This is a genomic window from Eleftheria terrae (assembly GCF_030419005.1).
In the GTDB taxonomy this organism is placed as follows: domain Bacteria; phylum Pseudomonadota; class Gammaproteobacteria; order Burkholderiales; family Burkholderiaceae_C; genus Caldimonas; species Caldimonas terrae.
In genome coordinates, this window is record NZ_CP106951.1 from 115298 (window position 1) to 136178 (window position 20881).

Below are 20881 nucleotides of genomic sequence, written 5' to 3' on the forward strand. Positions count from 1 at the left end.
ATTAATGCGGATACGCCTAATCTACGCGCCATGACGCTCGACCAACTGATCAGCAGGCTGCAGGCCATGAAGGGCTCCGGCGGCTGGCGACGCCTGGCGAAGCAAAGCGGGGTGGACTACTTCACGGTCGCCCGCATTGCCCGTCGGGAGATCGCCAACCCCGGCATGCGCACGTGCGAACGCCTCATGGCGGCCCTGCCGCCCGAGGTCGCTCCCAGTGACCCACAAGCAGGTGGCGAAGTGGAGGAGGGCGTGTAGCCCCCATTGGCCATGCGCGCTCACCGCGACCACCTCCTGCAGCGGCGTGCCGCGTCGATGAGGTCGTTCGCTTCCGCGCTGAAAGCCGCTGCTGCACCGGCAGCGCAACGCATCAGGAGCTGCCGCACGGCGGCTCTGGCCCAGAGGTGGATTTGCAGTTCGTCCATGGCTGGGCAGTTTTCCGTGCATCCAACTGGTAACCCAAGAGGTAATCACATGAGTTTTCTCTATGCAGGCCACCCCATGCCCATGGGCAAGGAGGTGATTCGGAGGCAACGCCTCAGCGTCTCGCCGGCCGTCGTGCGCCAGCTGCTGACCTACCGCGACGCATGCCGCCTCGCGTGGGAGAAGCGGGCCATCCCCGGGCTGACGCAGCGCACCGTGGCCGAGCTGGCAGGCCTGCACCCGCCCCACGTGTCCGACTACTTCTCGCCCGATCCCTCGCGCCGTGAGCTGCCGGCGCGCGCCATCGGCGACGTGGAGCGTGTGCTCGGCAACACCGTCATCAGCCAGTGGGTCGCCAAGCAGGCCCGGCTGACGGTGCTGGAAGAGCTGCAAGCGCTGGAAGGCGAGGCGGCGTGAAGGTCTCCACTGCTCCGGTCTATGCGCGCGTGGCGTGCGAGGGGAAGCAGCGCTTCTCCTCGGCCGTGCTCGCGCACCAGGTCGCCCGGCAGGGGAACCGCCGGGCCGACCGCAGCTATCGGGCGTACCGCTGCGTCTACTGCCACGGGTGGCACCTGGGCGGTGGCGTGTTCAAGACGTCCGCGAAAGGAAAGTGAAGTGAGCCACGCACCCGGCACATATCTGGGAGGCATTCGCACCGTCGAGTGCCTTCGGCAACGCAGCCATGTCGATCCCGACACCGCCTGCTGGCACTGGCGCCTGTCCATCAGTCAGGGCTCGCCGGCCATACATCTTCTGGACCCCGAGAGCGGCAAGCCGTTCCGGGCCCGTGGGCGCGCTGCCGCTTGGATGCTCTCGCACGGGCTGCGGCTGCCCAAGGGCTGGGTGTGTTGGGGCATCTGCAAGCACGACGACTGCGTGAACCCGGCGCACTCGCGTGCAGGAACCCGCGCGGCGTGGGGCGCATGGATCGCCAAGACTGGGATGGGCAAGAACCGCCCCGCAAAGGTCGCGGCGAATCGTCGCATCGTGCGTGAGAAGTTGGCCAAGCTCACGCCAGAGCAAGTGCTGGAGATCCGTCGCAGCAGCATGACCCACGTCGCGCTGTCGAAGATCTACGGTGTATCGCCAAGCCGCATCGGCTACATCAAGCGCGGTGAGGCCTGGGCCGACGTCGTGACGAATGCGACGGTCTTCACCTGGCGAGGCGCCGCATGAAGCGCCCCGCCTTCCAGTTCTACCCAGCCGACTGGCGCAAAGACGTCGAGCTGCGCTCGTGCTCTGTCGCTGCACGCGGCTTGTGGATCGACCTCATGTGCGTCGCGCACGACTGCGAGCCCTATGGGCACCTGATCCTCAACGGCAGGCCCATGACTCCTGCGCAGATGGCGGGCCAAGTCGGCAACATCTCGCCCGCCCAGCTCAAGAAGCTGCTCGACGAACTGATCGAGAACGGTGTGGCTCGCGTGACCCCTGAAGGGGCGATTTACAGCAAGCGCATGGTGGACGACGAGCGCGTCAGGAACGCACGGGCTGAGGGCGGGAAGGCGGGGGGTGAGCACGGTTCCAAGGGGGGATCTCACGGCAACAAAGGGGGGCGTCCTAAGTCTCCGAAGGGGGGTTCTGAAACCCCCCTCGAAACCCCCCTTGAGCCCGAGTTAAAACCCCCCCCTTCTTCTTCATCTTCATCTTCTACTTCCTCGCTTCGCTCGGAAGCCGCGGGCGCGAAGCCGGAACCCCCCTCCGCAGCACCGGACCCGCAGCCCTCTGCCGCCGGCCTGGCCTGCCGAGCCATGCGGCAAGCCGGCCTCACCGACGTATCGCCGTCCGACCCGAGGCTGCTCGCCCTGCTGGCCCAGGGCATCGCGGTCGACGAGTTCGCCGCCGTCGCCGCTGAGGCCAAGGCGAAGGGCAAGGGCTGGAGCTGGGTGCTCGCCGTCGTCAAGGGCCGCCGTGCCGACGCAGCGCAGATCGCCGCCACCACGACCGCCGCAGCACCAGCCCCGGCCGCAGACCCCAACGCCTGGCAGCAGACCCGCTCCGGCGTCATCCATCGCGCCAACCAGCTCGGCATCGGGCCGTGGAACGAGGTCGACGCCCACGTCGGCGTCGGCCCCAGCTGGGGCGCCTACAAGCGCCAGGTCATCGAGGCCGACGCGCAGCAACGCCAAGGAGGCTCCGCATGAGCACGTTCGAATCGCGGCGCGACCAGCGCATCGCCGACGAAGTGGCCGACGACAGGACGCTGATGTGCGCCGCACACGGCTGCCCCAATCGCTGGTCCGTCGACGCCGGCAACGGCCGCCTCTGCAGCGCCCACGCTTGGGCCGACACCCGCGACTGGCAGGCCATCACCCACGCCCAGCGCAACGCCCAGACCGACCGCGCCATGGCCGCGCAGCGCCCAGCACCAGCGCGTCCGATGGTCAGCAAGCGCGAAGCGATCCAGCGCCTGCGCAGCCTCGACTTCGGCCGCAGCAAGGGCAAGAGCTGGGCCGAGCGTCTGCGCGATCGCGAGCTGGCCGGCGAACGCCTCACCGACGCCCAGAAGCGCATGTGGCGGTCTGCCCTGCGCGCCGACCTGCCGAGCATGCCGTTTGAGCGCATGCCCGAGCCCGAGGACACCGCGCGCGCGCCCGCGCATTTCGCCCGGGACGAGGCCGACGAGGACCTGCCCTACGCCTTCGAGGAGGCCTGACCGTGCTGCCCTACCGAGACCCCCGAACCATCGCCGACCGCGGCGCCGTGCGCGCCGTGCTGGTCTTCCTGGCCCTGGTCTGGGCCGCCGTCATCTGCATTGCCGAGGAGCTGCTTTCGTGAACGTCGTCCCCATCACACCCACCACGCCTGCGTGCTTCGGCGTCATGTGCCAGCGGCACGCCGAGTGCGCGCGGTACCACCTCATCGACAACGCTCCGCACGACCAACTGCGCATTGCGTCGTGCGAGCAGGGGCCGGAGCGGCCGCTGTTCGTGCCGCGGGAAGGAGGCCAGTGATGGCGACGGAAGAACAGGTCAAGCAGTGGGCCGCCCAGGTGGGAGCCGAGACCGGATGGCAGAGCACCCAGTCGCGCAGCGACCCTGAACTCGCGGATGACGACTTCGTGCTGAGCGCGGATCAGCTGCGCCGCTTCGCCGAACTGGCCCAGGAGGCAGAGCGGGGGGCTGAGCTAGTGATACGAGCAACCGAGGGCCCGGTGTGCATCAAGGAGCTGGAAATCTCGCTGGGCGCCCGGGTAGTGGTCGAGCCAGGCGAGTTTCCAGTGCTGATTTGGAGTGTGAGCCGCGCCCGAGGAGAGAAGCAATGAAGTACCGCAAGAAGCCTGTCGTGATCGACGCATGGCGCATCGACTACGACGCAGAGCGGCCAGACTGGGTGCAGGCCGCATTCGTGGCCGATGAAATCGACTGGGACTACGGCGGCGATTGTTTGTGGATCGACACGCCAGAGGGCACTGTGATGGGTGGCATGGGTGACATGCTGATCCGCGGGGTAAAGGGCGAGCTGTACCCCTGCCGGGCCGACATCTTCCTGCTCAGCTACGAAGCTGTGGTGGAAGGCGGTGCGGCATGAGCGACATCAAGCTGCCGAAGGGCGAGCCTGTGCTTTGCGGGTACACCGCCGAGCAGGTCGCGGAGCTGTGCTGCGAGTACGGCCGGCAGTGCGCCGAGGCTGCGCGGCGGGAGGAGCGTGAGGCCGCATGGCTCAAGGGCTATGAGGCAGGGCAGAAGGACGCAAAGCGGGGTTTCGACGTCCGCACAAGGGGCAAGGCATGAACTGGATCGTGATAGCTGGCCTCGGCGTGGCCGGCCTTCTCTGCGCCATCTGGATCGCTGCGCTGGTCGTCAGCGCGATCCGTCTGGATCAGATCATGCGCGCGGCATGCCCGGCGCGGCAGACGAAGGAGGGCAGGGCATGAGCGAGAAAGACAACGGCGGGCCGGCGTTCCCTGGCCTGAATCCGGCGATGACCGGAATCGACAGCGACGGATTCGAGCGGTGGGAGACCGAGCCGTCCGGCGGCATGTCCCTGCGCGACTACTTCGCGGCGAAGGCGATGGCTTCCGTCATTGCGATCGCCAAGTATCCGTGGGTCCGCGGTGATGTGGACCTGGAATCCGTGGCAAAGGCTGCCTACCTGGCCGCCGACGCCATGCTGAAAGCGAGGGATCAATGATCCGCTTCACCGTCCCCGGCCAGCCCCAAGGCAAGGGCCGCCCGCGCGTCGGCAAGGTGGCCGGCAATGCCCGGCTGTTCACGCCGGCCAAGACCGTGGCCTATGAGGGGCTGGTAGCCATGGCAGCGCAGGAGGCGATGGCCAAGGCTGGCCGCCCGATGCTGGAGGCGCCCGCCGGCTGCAATGTGTTCATCGACTGCCAGGTGCCGGCCAGCTGGTCCGCCAAGAAGCAGCGCCAGGCCCTGGCCGGCGAGATCCTGCCCGGCAGCAAGCCCGACGCCGACAACGTGGTCAAGGCGATCTTCGACGGGCTCAACGGCGTCCTGTGGCGCGACGACGTGCAGGTGGTCGACCTGCGGGTGCGCAAGCGCTACGCCGCCGTGCCGTGCGTGCGGGTCGAGGTGTGGGCCGTTGCCCCGGCCACTGTGGTGCAGCAAGCCCTGCTGGAGGTCGCATGACCGAGCGCAACCGAGTGGACGAAGCCCGGGCCGAGCTGTTCCGCATCCGCGAGCACCTGCGGCAGCTCAAGGCCGAAGAGCGTGAGTCGGTCCAGGCCAAGGCCCGCTTCCTGCGCGGCTGCGTGGGGCAGGCGGCGCAAGGGCCCGGCGGCCAGCGGCTGGCCTACGTGGCCATGCTGCTGGTTTGCGCCGAGATCGGGCTTGAGGTGATGGAAGCACGCGAGGGGAAGGCCACCGGATGACCTGGTTCAACCGCCTCCCCACCAGCACCCGGGTCGACTGGGTGCGCGTGCTCATGGATCTGAAGCGGGCAGGGTGCTCGCTCAAGGTCATCGCCGCCTTCGTCGAGGTGTCGAAGAGCGCGGTGGTGGGCTGGCGGAACCTGGACGTCGAGCCCAAGCACCGCGACGGTGAGCGGCTCATCGCCCTGTGGCAGGACAAGACCGGGCGGCCGCTGCACCTGCTGCCCGTGGTCGACGGCCGTGGCCGGCCAGTCGAGAACCGCATGCGCGTGGGCGTGCTGATGCTGGGCAGCCGGCCCCGCCCCCACGACGAGCGCCAGCTCGCGTTGCCAGGCCTCGCAAACGGTCAGGAATCCGACCCGCAGCCGCGCTGAGACTGCCGGCGGGTGAGGGATCAACCCTCGAAAGGACGTCCACCATGACCAAGACCACACGCAATGTGCAGGTGCCCGGCGATACCTCGCCGCCCGAGTCCAACAAGCCGGACCAGCCGAACGACCTCATCGACCCGCGCGTGCCGCCGTCGGTGCAGGAAGAGCAGCGCCGCGAGCACACCTCCGACAGCCGCCACAAGGGCGACAGCGTGGAAGCGCTGCAGGCCCAGGTCGACGCGCTGCGCGCCGAAAACCAGCGCCTGAAGAGCGCAGCCAGCGGCGCGCCCGTGCCGGCCGTGCTGTCGCGCGAGGTGCCCAAGGCGGCCGACATCAATCCGGCTGAGCTGACCGCCCCGGTCAAGACCGACAAAGGCTGGATCGTGCCGGAGCCGCCGGCGACCGTGACCACCACCGTGCGGAAGTAAGCCATGTGCGGCGGCAAAGGTGGTGGCTATAGCGAAGAAGACGCGGCACGGGATCGGGAGGCGGCCCGTGCCGAGGCCGAGGCCGAGCGGGTCGCGGCAGAGAACCAAGCGCAGCTGGAGGCGAACAACCAAACCGCTGCCACCCGCCGCCGCCGCCGCGGCATGTCGCTGCTGGCCGGCGGGGCGGGGCGCCGCGCTGGTCAGACCCCGGTGAGTTCCGTGCTGGCCATGGGCAAGCCGACCCTGGGCGGGGGGTGAGATGGAAGACAACCGGGCGGCGACGCTCATCAAGCGCAATGGCGTGCTGAAGTCGCAGCGCATGCGGCATGAGCCTGTCTGGCGCGAGTGCTACGACTACACCTACCCGATTCGCGGTGAGGAGTTCTTCAGCGGCTCGATGCCTGACGCCGGCTCGGCGCTGAACCGGGCGGCCAAGCTGATGGACTCGGTGCTGACCGATTCGTCGTCGACGCTGGCCGCTGCGCTCATGTCCGGCCTCACTCCGAACAGCACCGTCTGGCCTGACCTGCAGGTCGACAACGCAAACGACGAGGAGAAGCGTTGGCTGGGCGACGCGGCCAAGGTGGTGTGGGCCAACATCCACGGGTCGAACTACGACGCGGCCGGCTACGAATGCTCCTTGGATGCGGTGGTGGCCGGCTGGTTCGTGCTGTTCATCGACGACGACCGGGACCGCGGCGGGCTCGAGTTCGAGCAGTGGCCGCTCGGGCAGTGCTCCATCACCTCGTCCAAGCCTGGCGGCCGGATTGACACGATCTACCGCGAGTACTCGCTCACGGCGGAGCAGGTCTACAACACCTTCGGCGAGAAATGCAGCGACAGCACGAAGCAGGCCGCCCGGACCAAGCCTGACACGCGCGTAGAGTTGGTGCGCGAGATCAAGCCGCGGGCCAGCGCCAAGCCCGGCGCATCACTCGCGCGCAACCTGCCCTTCTCCTCGATCACTGTCGAGAAGACGGGCAAGAACATCGTGCGCGAGTCGGGCTACCACGAGTTCCCGTGCGTGGTGCCGCGCTGGACCTTGATCCCCAAATCGCCCTACGCCACCGGCCAGGCTCTGCTTGCGCTGCCGGACATGCGCAGCCTCAATGCGCTGCTCATCAACGAGGAGCGGGCCACCGACCTGGCCGTGGCCGGCATGTGGATCGCCGAGGACGATGGCGTGCTGAACCCGCGCACCATCAAGGTCGGCCCGCGCAAGGTCATCGTGGCCAACAGCGTGGACAGCATGAAGCCGCTGCTCACCGGCTCCGACTTCAACGTCAGCTTCACCAAAGGCGACGAGAAGCGGCGTGCGATCCGCAAGACGATGATGGTCACCTACCTGGAGCCACGCGACGGCCCGGTGCCCACAGCCACGCAGGTGCACGTCGACGTCGGCCTGCTGCGGCAGCTGCTGGGCCCGGTGTACGGGCGCATGCAGGCCGAGTGGTTGGCACCCATGGTGGAGCGCTGCTTTGGCCTGTGCTACCGCCAGGGCCGGCCCGAACTGGGTGGCCGGCCGGGCCCGAAGATCATCGCCGACCCGCCGCAGAGCCTGGCCGGCCGCGTGATGCAGGTCCGCTACAAGAACCCGATGGCGCGCGCCCAGATGCTGGAGGACGTGACGGCCATCGAGCGCTTGACCATGAACGGCGGCGCCATGGCCCAGGCCGGCAAGCCCGAAGCGCTCGACCTCATCGACGGCGACGAAGCCATGCGGGTGATGGCCGAGGCCCTGGGCGTGCCGACCCGCGTGATCCGCGACGAGCGGAAGCTGAAGCTCCTGCGCGAGCAGCGCGCCAAGGACCAAGCCCAGCAGGCCGAGCAACAGCAGGCGATGGGCACACAACAGGCGATGGCTGACGCGATGGCGCAGCGCATGGCCAAGGCAACTTGAGGGGAACTCCATGGGCTTCAGCTTCAACCTGCTCGGAAACGGCTGGACCATCGGCAAGCCGGATGTCGAGGATCTGCGCGGCCCGAAGGGCGACCCTGGCGTGCCAGGTCCGGCGACCAACAACACGGACAAGTGGGCCGGTAGGCTGTCTCTGCGGCACACCCAGAACGCGAACCCGACTTGGCTGCTGAACACGCCAGTGGAGACGCCGCGGACCGATCAGCCGGCGCTCGTCACCAGCGAAACAACCAAGCTGGTGAACCTGCTCGCGGACGTCCACCTCAACCGCAAGAACGTCGTTGCACTGGACAGCGCCACTCAGGTGACTGACCGCCCGCTGACCGTCGACGGCGATTCCTGCGTGGAGGGCCCGTTCGGCGAGGCCTACGGCTACGCAGGCATCCGCAACATCTCGACGACGCCGGGCCAGATCCCGGCGATCGTCAACACCTACCGGGCCGCAAGCCAGCTGCGCACGTCGCTCAAGGACTTCGGGATCACCCTCAACAACACGGCGGGCACCGAAGAGTTCGGCGTGCAGCTGACCCGCTTTGGCCAGTGGCGGCTGACCAACATCTTTGCCAACGCGAACAACGCCGCCGGCAACTTCCTGAAGATGCAGGACGGCGACGCCTCGCTGGTCATGAACCTGCGGTGCATGGAGAGCAACGGCCGCATGCTGGAAGTCGGTTGGCGCTGCCAGGATCTCTGGTTCTTCGGGCTGGACCTGGAGGCGACAGCCGGGCAGACGGCCCAGGGCGTGAAGGTCGACGCCTACCGGATGTACGACCCGGCAAACCCCACGGTCTACAGCATCCCGACCGAGATCCTCAAGTACCAGCGCATTTCCTTCTGGGGCACGCAGCTGGAGCGGGTTGGCACCTTCCATGTCCGCAGCGGCATGGCGAACATCGACACGTGCCAGCTGACCGGCACGAGCCTGATGCTCGACGACCGGGCTTCGCTCTGCAACGTGCGCGGCGCTGGCGGCAGCGCGCCGGACAGCTACGTCTGGAACTTCGGCATCGGCAACACCATCGCGCAGGCGAACGCGCTCAACTGGCTTGCCACCCGGCCGATCACCCTCGGCAGCATGCCGGTCCGCCACACCGCCCGGCACGTGAGCGACGCTTCCGCGGCATCCGTCTACGTGCCGGGCCTCGGCAACGAATGGGCTTTCCTCTCACGTCAGGAGGGGCAGACGGCCACCACCTCGGCGCAGATCCGCTACCTCCGGGCGGACGGCTCGGTGATCGAAGAGTCGCCGGTTCAGACGCTGTTCAAGTCGGGGTCGGAGACCTTCTCGCTGGCCCTACGCGACGACCTCACCTACATCACCTGCCTGTCCACCGCCTCGCCCCGCCTCGTGGTCGTCACCTCTGACGAGTCGTGCCCGGTGACGCCCAACGCCTTCCGGAACCTCCTCGTCAACGGCACGTTCGGCGGGTCCGCCGACGCGCCCGGCAGCAGCACGGCCGGCTGGTCCACCACCACTGCCACCCTGGCCACCGGGCAGACGCCGCCCGGCGTGGATGCGGGTTCGCCGGACGCCACCAAGTGGATCAGCTACCAGGGCACGGGCGCGGGCGGGCAGGGCGCCATGTGGCAGGACGTCGCAATGCGCGCAGGGGGGCACTACCTGTGCATGGCCCGGGTGTCTGCCGGTGCCGAGATGTATGCAGGGCAGCCGTGGCTCGCCACTGCGCTGCGCCGGATGGCGAAGTCGGTGGCCAGTCCGGCCTTCACCTACCCAGACGGCACGCGCCTGCTGCAGATGGTGCTCCAGGCCCGTGCGGGCTGGAAGGACGTCTACAGCCGCATCGGCTTCGGTGGACCGACCGCCGGCGGCCCGCACCACGTGAAATGGGCGTTCATGGTTGACCTGGACGCGCCCGCGGTCTGCTACACCGCCGGGCCGCCCACCGAGGGCGTCTGGGCGAAGGGTGACGAAACGGTCGACCTGGCCGCCATCCCGGGCGGCCCGACCAAGTGGCGGTGTGTTGCCTCCGGAGCGATCACGGCCACCGCTTCGTCCGCCGGCAACGTCGCCACGCTGTTCGAGGGCGCCGAATTCAGCGCGCCCGCGGTCGGTACGACAGCACAGCGCCCGGCCATCACGAACACGCCGGCTGGCCTGCAGGCCGCCTACCGGGGCACAACGTTCATCGACACCACCGTAGGCCGGCTCGTTGTGTGGACCGGCTCTGCCTGGATCTGACCATGCGACAACCAGTAGACCCCGCCGCCTACCTCCGCGTGTTCGAGCTGCACCCGGAGGGCGTGCAAATCCTCGACGAGCTGGTCACGCGCTTCGGACGCAACCCCTACGTGCCCGGCCACAACGGGGACCGAGACACCGCCTACAACTCCGGCCAATTCGCGGTGGTGCAGTTCATCCTTGGCCGGATCAACAAAGCAAATGGAGCCCATGAAGATGAAGATGTTTCGACGCCTGATGAACCTGGAGACGCCGGCTGAGGCTGGCGGCGCAGGTGGGGCTGCAGCTGCCACGCCGGTCGCGGCGCCCACGCCCCCCGCACCGGCCGCGACCGCGGCTTCTCCTGCCCCGGGCGCCAGTGGCTCACTGCTCAGCAGCGCCGCCGCGCCGCCCCCGCTGCCGCCCCTGCCGGAGCGCATCCCCGAGAAGTACCGGGTGACGGGTGCGGACGGGAAGCTCGACATCGAGGCCACGCTGGCCAAGGTGGAGGAAGGCCGGGCCAACCTGGAGAAGCGCCTGGGCAGCGGCGACGTGCGCCCGGCCGCGGTCACTGACTACAAGGTCAACGTGCCCCAGGCGATGGCCGATCAGCTGAAGGACTGGAACCAGGCCGAGGACCAGCTGCTGCAAGGCTTCCTGGCCGACGCGCACAAAGCCGGGATGACGCAGAGCCAAGTGGATCTGGTCATGGGCAAGTACTTCGACATGGTGCCCAAGCTGGCAGCGGCCGGGCAGCAGCTGACGCCGGACCAGCAGGCCGAGAAGACGGCGGCCGAGCTGAAGCAGGTCTGGAAGGACGATGCGACGTTCGATCAGAACGTTGCCCATGCCTACCGCGCGGCGAACCACTTCGCGGCCAAGGCCGGCCTCTCCTACGACGAGATCGATGCGGCAATGGGCAACAACCCCGCCTTCCTGCGCATGATGGCGGCGCTCGGGCCGGAGCTGGCCGAGGACACGTCCATCGATGGCAACGATGCTGCCACGGCCGACTGGGACGAGGTGGTGGCCAACCTGAAGGCCGAGAAGAACGCCATGCCGGAGCGCGATCCTCGACGCGCGCACATCCAGGCCAAGATCAACGCCATGTACGAGAAGCGCTACGGCAAGCAGTAGTGCCACTTGGTCGGGAAACTGACCGCTCCCCAAACGCACCATCACAGCCACATCGGGGCCCGTGGTGGTGCGCGGACACCCCCTGAAGAACACCCGTCGCGTAGACCGCTGCAGCCGGCGGAACGCCACGAAGCGGGCCCAGCGTGCTGGACACCCCGTAGGCGATTCGTTCACAAGTTCAGGAGCACACGGGTATGTCCTCTCTCTCGAATCCGACCGCTGCATTCAAACAGCAGTTTCACGATGCGTTCAACGAGCAGCTGCAGCAGCGCGAGTCGCGCCTGCAGGGCACGGTGCTGGACCGTGGCCAGATCAGCGGTTCGTCCTTCACCATCAACAACCTCGGCGCGACCGAGATGGAGCCGGTCAACAACCGCTATGAGGACAAGCACCTCGGCGGCGTGGACAACTCGACCCGGGTCGTCTACATGCAGGACTTCGACCGCTTGCTCGCCGTCGATGGCTTCGACATCCCGAAGCTCGCAGCTGACCCCACGTACAGGTACCCGGGCCTGCTGGTTTCGGCCGCGAATCGTCGCCGGGACAAGACCATCTACCGCGCGCTGCTCGACCCGGTCCTGCAGAAGACCGGCGAGTCTGGCCCCCTGACGTCGGTTTCCCTTCCGTCCAGCCAGATCATCCTGGCCGGCGGCACAGGCTTCACGAAGGCCAAGGCCATCTTTGTGCGTTCGCTCTTCCGCAAGAACGAGGCCGACCAGGAAAGCGACCTGAACGAGGAAATCTTCATCCTCTACGACAGCAACATGGTCCGCCAGATCCTGAGCGACACGACGCTTACGAGCGGCGATTACATGTCCGTGCGCATGCTCCAGGACGGCGCCATCGCCAAGAACTGGATGGGCATGACCTGGATTCCCTACGAGAAGCTGGATCCGGGTGCCGGCGGCGCTACCGAGCGTCGCACCGTCGCATACGCCAAGAGCGCTGTGGAGTTCGGCACCGGCATCGAGACGAAGACGGAAGTCGGCCAGAACAAACAGAAACGCGGCCACCCGATCGAGGCCTACGCCTGGATGTCCATCGGCGCCGGCCGGGCCGACGAGAACAAGGTGGCTGCCATCGACTTCGTGGCAAACGCCTAACCCCACCGCACACGAAAGGAAACAGCCATGGCTGTCGTCACCGTCAAATCCGCCGCCATCATCGCCGCCGACACCCCGGGGGGGAAGGGCGGCCTGACCCTTGGCCCGCGGCGTCTCTACGAGGCCGTCTCCACCGTCGAGGTCACCAACGGTGATTCCGTTGGATCGCAGTTCCGCCTGGCCCGCGTGCACAGCTCGGTGCGCATGTCCCAGATCCTCATCAAGTGCGACGCGATCACCGCGGCCGCTGCCGACTTCGGCGTCTATGACACGCCGCAGAACGGCGGCCTCGTCGTCGATGCCGATGCGTTCGGCTCTGCGGTCGCGCTGGCCACCGCTATCGTGGCCACGCCGCTGGACGTGCTGCACGAATCGGGCGTGCTGGACATTGCCGAGATCGAGCAACCGCTGTGGCAGATCCTCGGCCTCACCAGCGACCCGGGCAAGGAGTTCGACATCGTGGCGACCCTGACCGCCGCGGCGACCGCCTCCGGCACGCTGACCGCGCATGTCCGCTACGCGCAGGGCAATTGAGGAAAGGGGCTCCAGCAGTTGCTTTCGGGGGGCTAGGTGCCCCCCTTTTTCGTGAGGTGTACCCATGACATCCCCCGTCTCCATCTGCTCGCAGGCGCTGCTGCTCCTGGGCGCCCAGACGATCAACTCGTTCGATGAGCCGTTCGACCGAGCGAAGATTGCATCCAACCTCTACCCGGACGAGAAGAAGGCGCTGCTGCGCCTGCATCCGTGGAACTGCTGCATCCGGCGCGTGGTGCTGGCGCCAGAGGTCACTGCACCAGCCTTTGGCTACAGCCATTCCTTCGTGCTGCCGGGCGACTGCGTGCGGGTGCTCAACGTCGGTGACGACTACGGTTGGCCGGAGGACTACCAGGTGGAGGGCCGCCGCATCCTCTACAGCGGCACGGTGCTGCCGCTGCGCTACGTGGCCGAGGTGGACGAGAGCGAGTGGGACGACACCTTGGTGCGCTTGATGAAGCTCGCCATGGTGGCCGCGATGGCGTACCCGATCACCAAGTCAGGCACGGTGGCCGATGGAGCGAAGGCGGACTTCGAGCGGGAGCTGAAGCGGGCCCGGGCGATTGACGGCCAGGAGAACCCACCCGAGGAGATCGTCGACTCGCCTCTGCTCGCCGCGCGCCGGCGCGACAGCGACTGGTGCTGGTGATGGGCAAGGTCACACCAGTCCAAACCAACTTCACGGCCGGCGAGCTGACGCCGCGCATGCGGGGCCGTGTCGATGTCGCCCGATATGCCAACGGCGCTGAGATCGTGGAGAACGCTTGGCCGGTCATCCACGGCGGCGTGGAGCGTCGTTGGGGCACCCGGTTCATGCGTGGCACCAAGGTGAACACCAAGCGGTCGCGGCTCGTCCCCTTCGTCTTCAGCGAGGAGCAGGCCTACATGCTGGAGTTCGGCGACGGCTACATGCGCGTGTTCACCAGTGCCGGGCCTGTGATGAACGGCGGTGTGCCGTATGAGGTTGCGACACCGTACGACGAGGGCATGCTGCAGCAGCTCGATTTCACGCAGGCCGCCGACACGATGATTCTCTGGCACCCGGCCAGGTATCCGCGCCGGTTGCGCCGGTTTCTCGATAACCGTTGGGTGATCGATAACCTGCCGGTCGATCCGAACCCAATCGAGGAGATTGGCTCGCGGTTCACCTATCCCCTTTCCGTCACGCCAAATGTCACCGGCGTTCAAAACGTCTCGGGCGGATACACGAAGCAGGCGGACATCGGGAACCAGATCATCACTCCAGACGGTGGAACGGCCACGATTACCGGTGTCGTGGACGGAGCGGTATGGAAGGTTGACGTGATTGTCCCGTTTGCCTCGTCCTCCTACCCACCATACACATGGACCGTGACCGGTTCGCCCAGGTCAACCATCACGGTCTCGGGGACCCTTGAGGTGGGTGGCGCTGTCACTATCACCGCGGACGTCGACACCTGGCGTACATCGGACGTCTATATCTTCCGCCCGTTCGTGGAGCTGAATGGGGGGCTCGTGCAACTGACGAGCATCAACGGCGTCGATCCCTTGAAGGTCCATGGCAAGGTGCTGCGCAAGATAAACACCAACGCCGCAGCGCCACCATATTCGTGGACGATGAAGGGGCCGGTCTGGAATGACTGGGACGGATATCCGTGCACCGGCACGTTCTTTCAGCAGCGGCTTATCGCAGGCGGTAGCCCTGGGTATCCGCAAACCATTTGGGGCTCAGCGACTGGGTACGCCTACGATTTTCTCTTCGGCACCGAAGACGATGCTGCATTCACGTTCACCATCGCCAGCGATGACGTAAACCCGATCCGCTATATCTGTGCGATGGAAGCGATTGTGGTGCTCACCTATGGCGGCGAGTTCACCATCGAGGGCGGCGTCGAGAAACCCATCACGCCGACGAACTTCAAGGTGAAGCCGCGCACCAACTACGGCGCGGCGAATGTGCGCCCGGTGCGAGTGGGGGCCGAGGAGGTCTTCGTGCAGAAGCCAGGCCGGCGCGTTCGAGCCATCGGCTACAACGACGACCTCGGCAAGTGGGCCGCGCCGGATATGTCCGTGTTGGCAGAGCACCTGCTGCGGCCTGGTGTCGTTTCGCTGTCCTGGCACGACGACCCACAGACGCTGATCTTCGCCGTGCGCAAGGATGGTGTTCTGGCCACGTGCACCTTTGACCGCGACCAGGACGTCGCCGGCTGGGCGCGGCAGACGACTGATGGCGCGTTCGAGTCCGTCGCAACTATCCCAGGCGCTGACGGCGCAGAGACCTGGGCCATTGTGCGCAGGACCATCGGCGGTGCCACCGTGCGCTACGTCGAGAAGTTCGATCCGGCAGTGATGCGCGACAGCTGCATCACGGGCGAGAACCCGGGCGGCGCGAACGTCTGGACCGGCCTTGGCCATCTCGAAGGCAAGGAGGTCGACATCATGGCCGACGGCGCGGTGATGCCGCGGCAGATCGTGACCGGCGGACAGGTGACGCTGCCGCGCCTGGCGCGATCCGTGGAGATCGGCCTGCCCTACGTCTCCCGCGTCAAGACGCTGCCACCTGAGGTCGCCGGCCCCATGGGCAGCTCGCAGGGCTCGGCCAACGACATGGGCGACGTTCATGTGCGCTTGCTCGACACCATCGGCTGCGCCGTGAATGGCCAGCCGCTGCCCTTCCGCAACTTCGGAACCGGCATGCTGAACCAGCGTGTCGAGCCCTACTCGGGGATCAAGAAGGTCGAGAACCTGAGCTGGGCTGAAGAAGAGGAAGGAGGCACACAAGTCGAACTCACGCAAGAGCAAGGGCTGATCTGGCACGTGCTGAGCGTCATTCGCAAATGGACCACCAACCAGGGATGAACATGATCCGACAAGCAACGCCTGAAGACCTCCCGCGCCTGGTTGAGCTGGGCCGGCTCATGGTGGAGGAGTCGCCCGAGTTTCGGGTGATGCCGTACCGGCCCGAGAAGGTGCAGGCCATGCTCTCCACCCTCATCGAAAGCCCGCGCGGCTTCGTGGTGGTGGGCGAGCGGCAGGGGACGGTAGTGGGCGGCATGGTGGCCGCTGCCAGCGAACAGTGGTTCTCCGACGCGCTGTGCGCGTTCGACCTGTGCATGTTCGTGGACCCGGCGCACCGCGGCACCCTGCTGCCGGCGCAGTTGCTCATGGCCTACCGGTCGTGGGCCAAGCGGCTGGGTGTGGCGCGGGCAACGGCTGGCATCAGCACCGGCGTGCACGTCGAGCAGACCGAGCAGCTATATCGCCGCATGGGCCTGCGCCACGTGGGCCCCATCTTCGACGTTCTGGAGGGCTGAGCATGTGCACAGGTCTTGAACTCGCGTTCGTGATGGCAGCTGGTGCCAGCACCGCGGTCAGCGTCTATGGCCAGCAGCAGGCCGGCAAGGCCCAGGAAGCGGCAGCAGAGGCCCAAGGCCGCGCCATCAACCAGCAAGCCGGCGCCGAGCAGGACGCGGCCGAGGCCCAGGCCGACCGCATTCGACGCGCCGCGCGGGCGCAGGTGGGCGAGGCGAACGCGGCCCTGTCGGCCTCCGGCGTGTCGGTGGGTGAAGGCACGGCGCTGAAGATCACGGAGCAGATCATCAAGGACGCCGAGAGCGACGCGCTCAACGCCATCATCAGCGGCAACCGTGGCGGCCGGCAGCTCAGCAGCCAGGCGCGCTCCATCGTGAAGCAGGGCCAGGACGCCCGCCGCGCGGCCAACATCTCTTCCATTGGCACGGTGCTGTCGGGTGCCTCCCAGGCCTTCGGCGCTTCTGGCTGGCGCTCTCGCGGGCCAGGCTGGTCCGGCACGCAGGCTCCGGCGCCCGTCTACGACCGGTCTATCCGGGTCGGCCCGTAAGGAGCCCGCATGAAGATCCCAGTCGGCAACTTCGGCAACACGGTGGCCGCCCCTCAGCAGGCGGCGCGTGTCACAGCCAACACCGCCAGCGCCGAAGCCCTGGCCCAGCTCGGCCAGACGGTCCAGAACGTGGCCGTCGACCAGATGGCGCGGCAGACGCGCGTCGACCAGCTGCAGATGCAGGAGGAGATGCGCAAGCGCGACCTGGAGGAGCGGACCACCGCCGCCCGGGTGCGCACCACCACCATCAACGACCTGGCCGACCTGCAGGACGAGGTGAACCGCGGCATCGTCGACGGCTCCATCCCCAAGGACAAGGCGGCCGAGGTCTGGCAGCAGCGCGTTCAAGAGAAGCTGGAGGGCCGGCTCGATGGCGTGTCGCCTGACTTCTCGGGGCAGCTGACCGTCGAGTTCGAGAACCTGACGCGCCGCGGCCTCAACGGCGTGCGAGATGCCGTCACGAAGCGCGACCAGCAGGAGACGCGAGCGAACCTGCTGGCGCTGGACGAGCAATACCAGCGCATGGCGCAGCGCGACCGCCCTCGCGCGCAGGCCGAGTTCTTCGCCCAGATCGACGCGCTCGGACCTCAGGCCGGCCTGGCGCCCGAGCAGGTGGCGCAGATGAAGCAGGGCTTCACCGAGCGGACCACCTTCACAGAGGCATTCAGCCTGGTGCGCGGCGCCAAGGACGACATGGGCAGCATCCGGCGCGCGCGGGAGGTGCTGGCCGGGGAGGGGTTCGCCGGCCTGGATCCCCAGCGCCGGGCGCAGCTCGACGCCCAGCTCGACGGGTACGAGACCCACATCCTGCAGAAGCAGGAGATTGCGGCGCAGCGCGCGGCCCGGCAGGCCGAGGCCAACCTGCGCCGGGCCGGCGCGGCGTTCGAGACGGCGCAGCGCCTAGTCGACTCTGGTGTGCCGCTGGCGGCCGACGAGTACGAGCGGCTGGCGGCGGCAACGGCCGGCACGCCATACGCCGGCGGCTTGCGGGCGCTTCAGCAGCAGGCCCGGGAGGTCGGCGGCTTCGCGGCCCAGCCGATCCGGGTGCAGCGCGCAGCGCTCGACCAGGTCAACGCGGCCATCGCCCAGAACGGCGCCAGCGAGGCCCTGGTTAAGCGCCGCGACGCGCTGCAGAAGGTGCTGGACGGCTCGGCCCGCGACCTCCAGGAAGACCCGCTGCGCGCCGGCTTGCAGCGCGGCGTGATCACCGAGATCGCGCCGATCGACACCCGCAGCGTCGCCGGCCTGGTGGCATCCCTCGGCGCCCGGCAGCAGTCGGCGCAGGTGGTCGGTGCCTGGGCCGGGCAGGCGGTGTCGCCGCTCACGAGCGAGGAAGCGGACCAAGTGGGCAAGCTCATCAACGTGCTGCCGGTGGATCAGCGGTCCAGCGCGATCGCGCAGATGGCCACCGCCATGGGGCCACAGCAGGCGGCGGCGCTCGGCCGGCAGCTGGCGCCGAAGGACAAGGCCTTGGGTATCGCTATTGGCATGGCCGGGGCCAAAACCACAGCCGGCCGCTACACATCCGAGCTGGTGCTGCGCGGTGCCCAGGCCATCCGCGACCAGACGGTGAAGGAGAGCGACACCACTGCAAAGAATGACCGCGCCAAAGTCATCAAGGCGATAGGAGACGCATACCCAAACCAGGAGCTGCGCGAGACCATGATCGAGGCGGCGGTGCTCACACATGCGGGCCTCAAGTCTGAGAACGACGACGACGTCGAGAAGGCGATCAAGCTGGCCACCGGCGGCATCGTGGAGCGCGCGGGCAAGAAAGTGCCGCTGCCCTATGGCATGGACGCGAACACCTTCGACAAGCGTATCCGCTCGCTCACGCCGGCCGACATCAGGGCCGAGCAGGTCTTCATCGGCGGCAAGCCGGTGCCGGCGGCTGACTTCCTCAGCAAGGTCGGCGAGGCGGTGCTGATCCATGCCGGGCAGGGCCGGTACGCGGTGCAGGCGGGGGCCGGCGTGGCCACCGACGACAAGGGCCGCCCCATCATCATCGAGGTGCGCTGATGCTCGACGACGCTTTCCAGGCCAGCACCGACGCGGCCCTTACCGACCTGGTGCAGCGGCCCCGCCCGGTGGCGCCGCCGGCGCCGGCCTTCAGCTTCTGGCGCATGCTCAGCGCGGCGCCGAAGGGTGCTGCCGCCGGTACCGCCGAGGTGGCTGGCCACAGCGCCGACATCCTGGGCGCCTTCGGCCAGGTGCTGGGCGCGACCGGCACCGCCAGCGCCGGCGGCATGTTCTCGACGCAGAACGATCAGGAGCGGCGCGAATCGCAGGCGGCGGCCGAGAAGATCCGCGCCGAGGGCGTCAACCTGCGCAGTGATGGCGGAGACGTCTTCCGCAACGTGGCCAAGGACTACCTCCCCGATCCGCTCACATCGCATTGGTCCGAGCAGATCGTCGGCAACATCGTGCGGGTCGGCACCAAGGCGGTCGGCGCCGGCATGGTGCTGGGCCCGGGCGGAGGCGCCATCGTGGCCGGTGCCGATGAAGGCCTGACGGTGGCGGACGAGCTGGCGGACGCCGGTGTCGACGCGAAGACCCGGATGAAGGTCGGCGCGGTCACCGGCGCGCTGACGGCCGCCGGGTTCGCGCTCCCCGTGGCCGGCACGACGTGGCTACGAACCGGCGCGCTGGCGCTGGCCGGCGGCCCGGCTTCCTTCGTTGCCCAGCAGGCGGCCACCCGCGAAATCCTGCAGGGCGCTGACTATGGCCAGCTGGCCGACCGCTACGACCCCTTCGACCCGGTGGGGCTCACGCTCTCGACGCTGCTGCCGCTCGGCTTCGGCGCGGCGGCGATGCGCGGTGCAGGGCGCCGGGCCCGCGTGACAGAACCGGCTGCAGGCGGGACAGGCCTGGCCGCTCGCGCGACAGAAGGGGCTGAAACCGGAACGCCGCCATCCGAGCGGACGCCGGTGGCGCGTGCCATCGACGAGCAGGTGGTGGAGGCAGCCCGGGTGAGCCTCATCCGGGAGACGGTCGAGTCTTGGAACCTGGGCCGTGCCGAAGACATCCAGGCTGCTGCCGCCCACCTCGAAGCCGTCGCCCGCGCCTCCGATCAGCTCGCCCGCGGCGGCCGGGCCGACGTCTCCGACCTGGTGCCGGCCGATGTCGTGGCTGCCTCCCGCGTGATGGACACCATGATCGAGCGGTTCGAGGGGCAGCGCGCCGAACTCCTGGCCGAGGCCGGCGACCTGGCACAGGCCGGCGCCGTGCGCGCGATGCGGGAGGAACTGGCCGAGCTGCAGCGCCTGCCGCCCGACACCTCGGACGCCGGCCTCAAGGCCTTGGCCAAGGAGATCCAGGCCGCCGAGGGCGTCAGCTACAAGCAGGCCCAGACCAAGGCCAAGAAGCAGCTGCAGGAGACCGTCGCCGACTTCGAGGCCCGGATTGAGCGGCTGGAGTCTGCGCTCGAGCGCAACGCTCAGGGGCAGCGCGCGACTGCGGCGCTGTCGCTGCTTGATCGCCAGCTGCAGGCCATGAGGGCTGACCGCGCCGAGGTCGATGCACCGGCCACCCGGCAGCGCCCGCTGGCCGCAGCCGTGGGCGACGCGGCGCGCGGCGGCGAGCTGGGCCGAGCATCAGCATCACCTGCAGGCCGCGCTCAGCCTGCGGGGAAGGGGAAGGAGGGCGGTTCAGCAGCAGCACCAGCAGCACCGGCGCCGGACCCGCTGCCGCGCCCGGGTGCCGAGGCGCGGCCCGCCGAAAGCCGGCCGGCTGCCGCTGCCCAGGACGCCGACGCCGCCCGCTTTGCGGAGATCGAGGCCGCCCACGGCGAGATGCTCGTCATGCTGGAAGGGATGGATTCCCCGAAGCCGCTTTCAGAGGTGATGGCCGCCGTTCGGGCCGAAGCCGCTGCCGAGGCAGCCGACGCGCCGCTGCTGCAAGTGGCGGCGCAGTGCTTCCTTACAGGCGCTCGATGAGCGCGACCAGAGCGGCGGTGGCTGTGATGGCGCAGCACGGCAGCACGAAGAAGAGCACGTACTCCTTCCAGGCCCGCCAGGCCGTGCGCCAGCTGCCAGACCCGGCGGCCACCGCCAGAGGAATGATGAGCGTCATTCCCAGGATCACAACAAACGTCTTCAGGAACAGGAACATCGAGCG

General features: G+C 68.1%; 30 protein-coding genes. 29 read left to right on the forward strand and 1 reads right to left on the reverse strand.

All coding sequences use genetic code 11. From position 1 onward, the window contains the following. Positions 1-30: 30 nt before the first annotated feature. From N7L95_RS00915 to N7L95_RS01055, 29 genes are all read left to right on the forward strand, one after another. The gene (locus N7L95_RS00915; protein WP_301257944.1) at positions 31-258 is read left to right on the forward strand and encodes a hypothetical protein; all 228 of its coding nucleotides are present in this window, start codon (positions 31-33) and stop codon (positions 256-258) included. 216 nt (positions 259-474) lie between these two features. Beyond that, a complete protein-coding gene (locus tag N7L95_RS00920) occupies positions 475-840 on the forward strand; it encodes a helix-turn-helix domain-containing protein (RefSeq protein ID WP_301257945.1) in 366 nt (121 codons plus the stop codon). Further along, positions 837-1037 (forward strand): hypothetical protein, encoded by a 201-nt coding sequence (locus tag N7L95_RS00925; RefSeq protein WP_301257946.1) that lies wholly within the window; start codon positions 837-839, stop codon positions 1035-1037. The genes N7L95_RS00920 and N7L95_RS00925 overlap by 4 nt, the downstream gene beginning before the upstream one ends. A 1-nt stretch (position 1038) precedes the next feature. After that, positions 1039-1599: a hypothetical protein gene (locus N7L95_RS00930; RefSeq protein WP_301257947.1), complete on the forward strand. Its 561-nt coding sequence runs from the start codon at positions 1039-1041 to the stop codon at positions 1597-1599. Then, positions 1596-2567: a hypothetical protein gene (locus N7L95_RS00935; protein ID WP_301257948.1), complete on the forward strand. Its 972-nt coding sequence runs from the start codon at positions 1596-1598 to the stop codon at positions 2565-2567. Before N7L95_RS00930 ends, N7L95_RS00935 begins: the two co-directional genes overlap by 4 nt. Further along, positions 2564-3079 carry a hypothetical protein gene (locus N7L95_RS00940; RefSeq protein WP_301257949.1) on the forward strand — a complete coding sequence of 172 codons (516 nt, stop codon included), beginning with the start codon at positions 2564-2566 and terminating at the stop codon, positions 3077-3079. The genes N7L95_RS00935 and N7L95_RS00940 overlap by 4 nt, the downstream gene beginning before the upstream one ends. A 118-nt stretch (positions 3080-3197) precedes the next feature. Beyond that, positions 3198-3377, forward strand: a complete 180-nt coding sequence (locus N7L95_RS00945) for a hypothetical protein (RefSeq protein WP_301257950.1) — start codon at positions 3198-3200, stop codon at positions 3375-3377. Further along, the gene (locus tag N7L95_RS00950) at positions 3377-3688 is read left to right on the forward strand and encodes a hypothetical protein (protein ID WP_301257951.1); all 312 of its coding nucleotides are present in this window, start codon (positions 3377-3379) and stop codon (positions 3686-3688) included. The genes N7L95_RS00945 and N7L95_RS00950 overlap by 1 nt, the downstream gene beginning before the upstream one ends. Continuing rightward, complete coding sequence (locus tag N7L95_RS00955) at positions 3685-3954, forward strand: hypothetical protein (RefSeq protein ID WP_301257952.1); 270 nt, start codon at positions 3685-3687, stop codon at positions 3952-3954. Before N7L95_RS00950 ends, N7L95_RS00955 begins: the two co-directional genes overlap by 4 nt. Beyond that, positions 3951-4157: a hypothetical protein gene (locus tag N7L95_RS00960; RefSeq protein ID WP_301257953.1), complete on the forward strand. Its 207-nt coding sequence runs from the start codon at positions 3951-3953 to the stop codon at positions 4155-4157. Before N7L95_RS00955 ends, N7L95_RS00960 begins: the two co-directional genes overlap by 4 nt. Next, the gene (locus N7L95_RS00965; RefSeq protein WP_301257954.1) at positions 4154-4300 is read left to right on the forward strand and encodes a hypothetical protein; all 147 of its coding nucleotides are present in this window, start codon (positions 4154-4156) and stop codon (positions 4298-4300) included. The genes N7L95_RS00960 and N7L95_RS00965 overlap by 4 nt, the downstream gene beginning before the upstream one ends. After that, the gene (locus tag N7L95_RS00970; RefSeq protein WP_301257955.1) at positions 4297-4557 is read left to right on the forward strand and encodes a hypothetical protein; all 261 of its coding nucleotides are present in this window, start codon (positions 4297-4299) and stop codon (positions 4555-4557) included. The genes N7L95_RS00965 and N7L95_RS00970 overlap by 4 nt, the downstream gene beginning before the upstream one ends. Then, a complete protein-coding gene (locus N7L95_RS00975; RefSeq protein ID WP_301257956.1) occupies positions 4554-5015 on the forward strand; it encodes a RusA family crossover junction endodeoxyribonuclease in 462 nt (153 codons plus the stop codon). Before N7L95_RS00970 ends, N7L95_RS00975 begins: the two co-directional genes overlap by 4 nt. Next, positions 5012-5257 carry a hypothetical protein gene (locus N7L95_RS00980; RefSeq protein WP_301257957.1) on the forward strand — a complete coding sequence of 82 codons (246 nt, stop codon included), beginning with the start codon at positions 5012-5014 and terminating at the stop codon, positions 5255-5257. Before N7L95_RS00975 ends, N7L95_RS00980 begins: the two co-directional genes overlap by 4 nt. Next, the gene (locus N7L95_RS00985) at positions 5254-5631 is read left to right on the forward strand and encodes a hypothetical protein (protein WP_301257958.1); all 378 of its coding nucleotides are present in this window, start codon (positions 5254-5256) and stop codon (positions 5629-5631) included. Before N7L95_RS00980 ends, N7L95_RS00985 begins: the two co-directional genes overlap by 4 nt. Positions 5632-5675: 44 nt before the next feature. Continuing rightward, the gene (locus tag N7L95_RS00990) at positions 5676-6056 is read left to right on the forward strand and encodes a hypothetical protein (RefSeq protein WP_301257959.1); all 381 of its coding nucleotides are present in this window, start codon (positions 5676-5678) and stop codon (positions 6054-6056) included. A gap of 3 nt (positions 6057-6059) precedes the next feature. Next, the gene (locus N7L95_RS00995) at positions 6060-6314 is read left to right on the forward strand and encodes a hypothetical protein (protein WP_301257960.1); all 255 of its coding nucleotides are present in this window, start codon (positions 6060-6062) and stop codon (positions 6312-6314) included. Between the two features lies 1 nt (position 6315). Beyond that, positions 6316-7956 (forward strand): portal protein, encoded by a 1641-nt coding sequence (locus N7L95_RS01000; protein WP_301257961.1) that lies wholly within the window; start codon positions 6316-6318, stop codon positions 7954-7956. 10 nt (positions 7957-7966) lie between these two features. Then, on the forward strand, positions 7967-10174 hold the full coding sequence (locus N7L95_RS01005) for a hypothetical protein (RefSeq protein ID WP_301257962.1): 2208 nt from the start codon (positions 7967-7969) through the stop codon (positions 10172-10174). 2 nt (positions 10175-10176) lie between these two features. Next, entirely contained in the window at positions 10177-10434 is a 258-nt protein-coding gene (locus N7L95_RS01010) for a Bbp19 family protein (RefSeq protein WP_301257963.1), read from the forward strand. Continuing rightward, positions 10391-11290 (forward strand): hypothetical protein, encoded by a 900-nt coding sequence (locus N7L95_RS01015; protein WP_301257964.1) that lies wholly within the window; start codon positions 10391-10393, stop codon positions 11288-11290. The genes N7L95_RS01010 and N7L95_RS01015 overlap by 44 nt, the downstream gene beginning before the upstream one ends. Positions 11291-11484: 194 nt before the next feature. Next, positions 11485-12393 (forward strand): phage capsid protein, encoded by a 909-nt coding sequence (locus N7L95_RS01020; protein ID WP_301257965.1) that lies wholly within the window; start codon positions 11485-11487, stop codon positions 12391-12393. 27 nt (positions 12394-12420) lie between these two features. Further along, a complete protein-coding gene (locus N7L95_RS01025) occupies positions 12421-12927 on the forward strand; it encodes a hypothetical protein (protein WP_301257966.1) in 507 nt (168 codons plus the stop codon). Between the two features lie 64 nt (positions 12928-12991). Next, complete coding sequence (locus N7L95_RS01030; RefSeq protein ID WP_301257967.1) at positions 12992-13576, forward strand: phage connector family protein; 585 nt, start codon at positions 12992-12994, stop codon at positions 13574-13576. Next, positions 13576-15765, forward strand: a complete 2190-nt coding sequence (locus N7L95_RS01035) for a phage tail protein (protein WP_301257968.1) — start codon at positions 13576-13578, stop codon at positions 15763-15765. The genes N7L95_RS01030 and N7L95_RS01035 overlap by 1 nt, the downstream gene beginning before the upstream one ends. A gap of 2 nt (positions 15766-15767) precedes the next feature. Further along, the gene (locus N7L95_RS01040; RefSeq protein WP_301257969.1) at positions 15768-16220 is read left to right on the forward strand and encodes a GNAT family N-acetyltransferase; all 453 of its coding nucleotides are present in this window, start codon (positions 15768-15770) and stop codon (positions 16218-16220) included. 2 nt (positions 16221-16222) lie between these two features. Further along, a complete protein-coding gene (locus tag N7L95_RS01045; RefSeq protein ID WP_301257970.1) occupies positions 16223-16765 on the forward strand; it encodes a virion core protein, T7 gp14 family in 543 nt (180 codons plus the stop codon). A 9-nt stretch (positions 16766-16774) separates the two neighbouring features. After that, on the forward strand, positions 16775-18784 hold the full coding sequence (locus tag N7L95_RS01050) for a hypothetical protein (protein ID WP_301257971.1): 2010 nt from the start codon (positions 16775-16777) through the stop codon (positions 18782-18784). Then, the gene (locus N7L95_RS01055) at positions 18784-20700 is read left to right on the forward strand and encodes a hypothetical protein (RefSeq protein WP_301257972.1); all 1917 of its coding nucleotides are present in this window, start codon (positions 18784-18786) and stop codon (positions 20698-20700) included. The genes N7L95_RS01050 and N7L95_RS01055 overlap by 1 nt, the downstream gene beginning before the upstream one ends. Here the strand turns inward: N7L95_RS01055 and N7L95_RS01060 are convergent. Beyond that, positions 20684-20875, reverse strand: coding sequence for a hypothetical protein (locus tag N7L95_RS01060; RefSeq protein WP_301257973.1), 192 nt, complete (start codon positions 20873-20875; stop codon positions 20684-20686). The genes N7L95_RS01055 and N7L95_RS01060 overlap by 17 nt on opposite strands. Between the last annotated feature and the right edge of the window lie 6 nt (positions 20876-20881).

Excerpts from the sequence above, each read along its gene's own strand:
- N7L95_RS01040 (WP_301257969.1), top strand. The coding sequence starts at position 15,768 with ATGATCCGACAAGCAACGCCTGAAGACCTCCCGCGCCTGGTTGAGCTG.
- N7L95_RS01015 (WP_301257964.1), top strand. The coding sequence starts at position 10,391 with ATGAAGATGTTTCGACGCCTGATGAACCTGGAGACGCCGGCTGAGGCT.
- N7L95_RS01060 (WP_301257973.1), bottom strand. The coding sequence starts at position 20,875 with ATGTTCCTGTTCCTGAAGACGTTTGTTGTGATCCTGGGAATGACGCTC.
- N7L95_RS01005 (WP_301257962.1), top strand. The coding sequence starts at position 7,967 with ATGGGCTTCAGCTTCAACCTGCTCGGAAACGGCTGGACCATCGGCAAG.
- N7L95_RS00990 (WP_301257959.1), top strand. The coding sequence starts at position 5,676 with ATGACCAAGACCACACGCAATGTGCAGGTGCCCGGCGATACCTCGCCG.
- N7L95_RS00970 (WP_301257955.1), top strand. The coding sequence starts at position 4,297 with ATGAGCGAGAAAGACAACGGCGGGCCGGCGTTCCCTGGCCTGAATCCG.
- N7L95_RS01030 (WP_301257967.1), top strand. The coding sequence starts at position 12,992 with ATGACATCCCCCGTCTCCATCTGCTCGCAGGCGCTGCTGCTCCTGGGC.
- N7L95_RS01050 (WP_301257971.1), top strand. The coding sequence starts at position 16,775 with ATGAAGATCCCAGTCGGCAACTTCGGCAACACGGTGGCCGCCCCTCAG.
- N7L95_RS00940 (WP_301257949.1), top strand. The coding sequence starts at position 2,564 with ATGAGCACGTTCGAATCGCGGCGCGACCAGCGCATCGCCGACGAAGTG.
- N7L95_RS01045 (WP_301257970.1), top strand. The coding sequence starts at position 16,223 with ATGTGCACAGGTCTTGAACTCGCGTTCGTGATGGCAGCTGGTGCCAGC.
- N7L95_RS01020 (WP_301257965.1), top strand. The coding sequence starts at position 11,485 with ATGTCCTCTCTCTCGAATCCGACCGCTGCATTCAAACAGCAGTTTCAC.
- N7L95_RS00935 (WP_301257948.1), top strand. The coding sequence starts at position 1,596 with ATGAAGCGCCCCGCCTTCCAGTTCTACCCAGCCGACTGGCGCAAAGAC.
- N7L95_RS01010 (WP_301257963.1), top strand. The coding sequence starts at position 10,177 with ATGCGACAACCAGTAGACCCCGCCGCCTACCTCCGCGTGTTCGAGCTG.
- N7L95_RS00950 (WP_301257951.1), top strand. The coding sequence starts at position 3,377 with ATGGCGACGGAAGAACAGGTCAAGCAGTGGGCCGCCCAGGTGGGAGCC.
- N7L95_RS00920 (WP_301257945.1), top strand. The coding sequence starts at position 475 with ATGAGTTTTCTCTATGCAGGCCACCCCATGCCCATGGGCAAGGAGGTG.
- N7L95_RS00955 (WP_301257952.1), top strand. The coding sequence starts at position 3,685 with ATGAAGTACCGCAAGAAGCCTGTCGTGATCGACGCATGGCGCATCGAC.
- N7L95_RS00995 (WP_301257960.1), top strand. The coding sequence starts at position 6,060 with ATGTGCGGCGGCAAAGGTGGTGGCTATAGCGAAGAAGACGCGGCACGG.
- N7L95_RS00915 (WP_301257944.1), top strand. The coding sequence starts at position 31 with ATGACGCTCGACCAACTGATCAGCAGGCTGCAGGCCATGAAGGGCTCC.
- N7L95_RS00985 (WP_301257958.1), top strand. The coding sequence starts at position 5,254 with ATGACCTGGTTCAACCGCCTCCCCACCAGCACCCGGGTCGACTGGGTG.
- N7L95_RS01000 (WP_301257961.1), top strand. The coding sequence starts at position 6,316 with ATGGAAGACAACCGGGCGGCGACGCTCATCAAGCGCAATGGCGTGCTG.
- N7L95_RS01035 (WP_301257968.1), top strand. The coding sequence starts at position 13,576 with ATGGGCAAGGTCACACCAGTCCAAACCAACTTCACGGCCGGCGAGCTG.
- N7L95_RS00980 (WP_301257957.1), top strand. The coding sequence starts at position 5,012 with ATGACCGAGCGCAACCGAGTGGACGAAGCCCGGGCCGAGCTGTTCCGC.
- N7L95_RS00960 (WP_301257953.1), top strand. The coding sequence starts at position 3,951 with ATGAGCGACATCAAGCTGCCGAAGGGCGAGCCTGTGCTTTGCGGGTAC.
- N7L95_RS00975 (WP_301257956.1), top strand. The coding sequence starts at position 4,554 with ATGATCCGCTTCACCGTCCCCGGCCAGCCCCAAGGCAAGGGCCGCCCG.
- N7L95_RS00965 (WP_301257954.1), top strand. The coding sequence starts at position 4,154 with ATGAACTGGATCGTGATAGCTGGCCTCGGCGTGGCCGGCCTTCTCTGC.
- N7L95_RS01025 (WP_301257966.1), top strand. The coding sequence starts at position 12,421 with ATGGCTGTCGTCACCGTCAAATCCGCCGCCATCATCGCCGCCGACACC.
- N7L95_RS01055 (WP_301257972.1), top strand. The coding sequence starts at position 18,784 with ATGCTCGACGACGCTTTCCAGGCCAGCACCGACGCGGCCCTTACCGAC.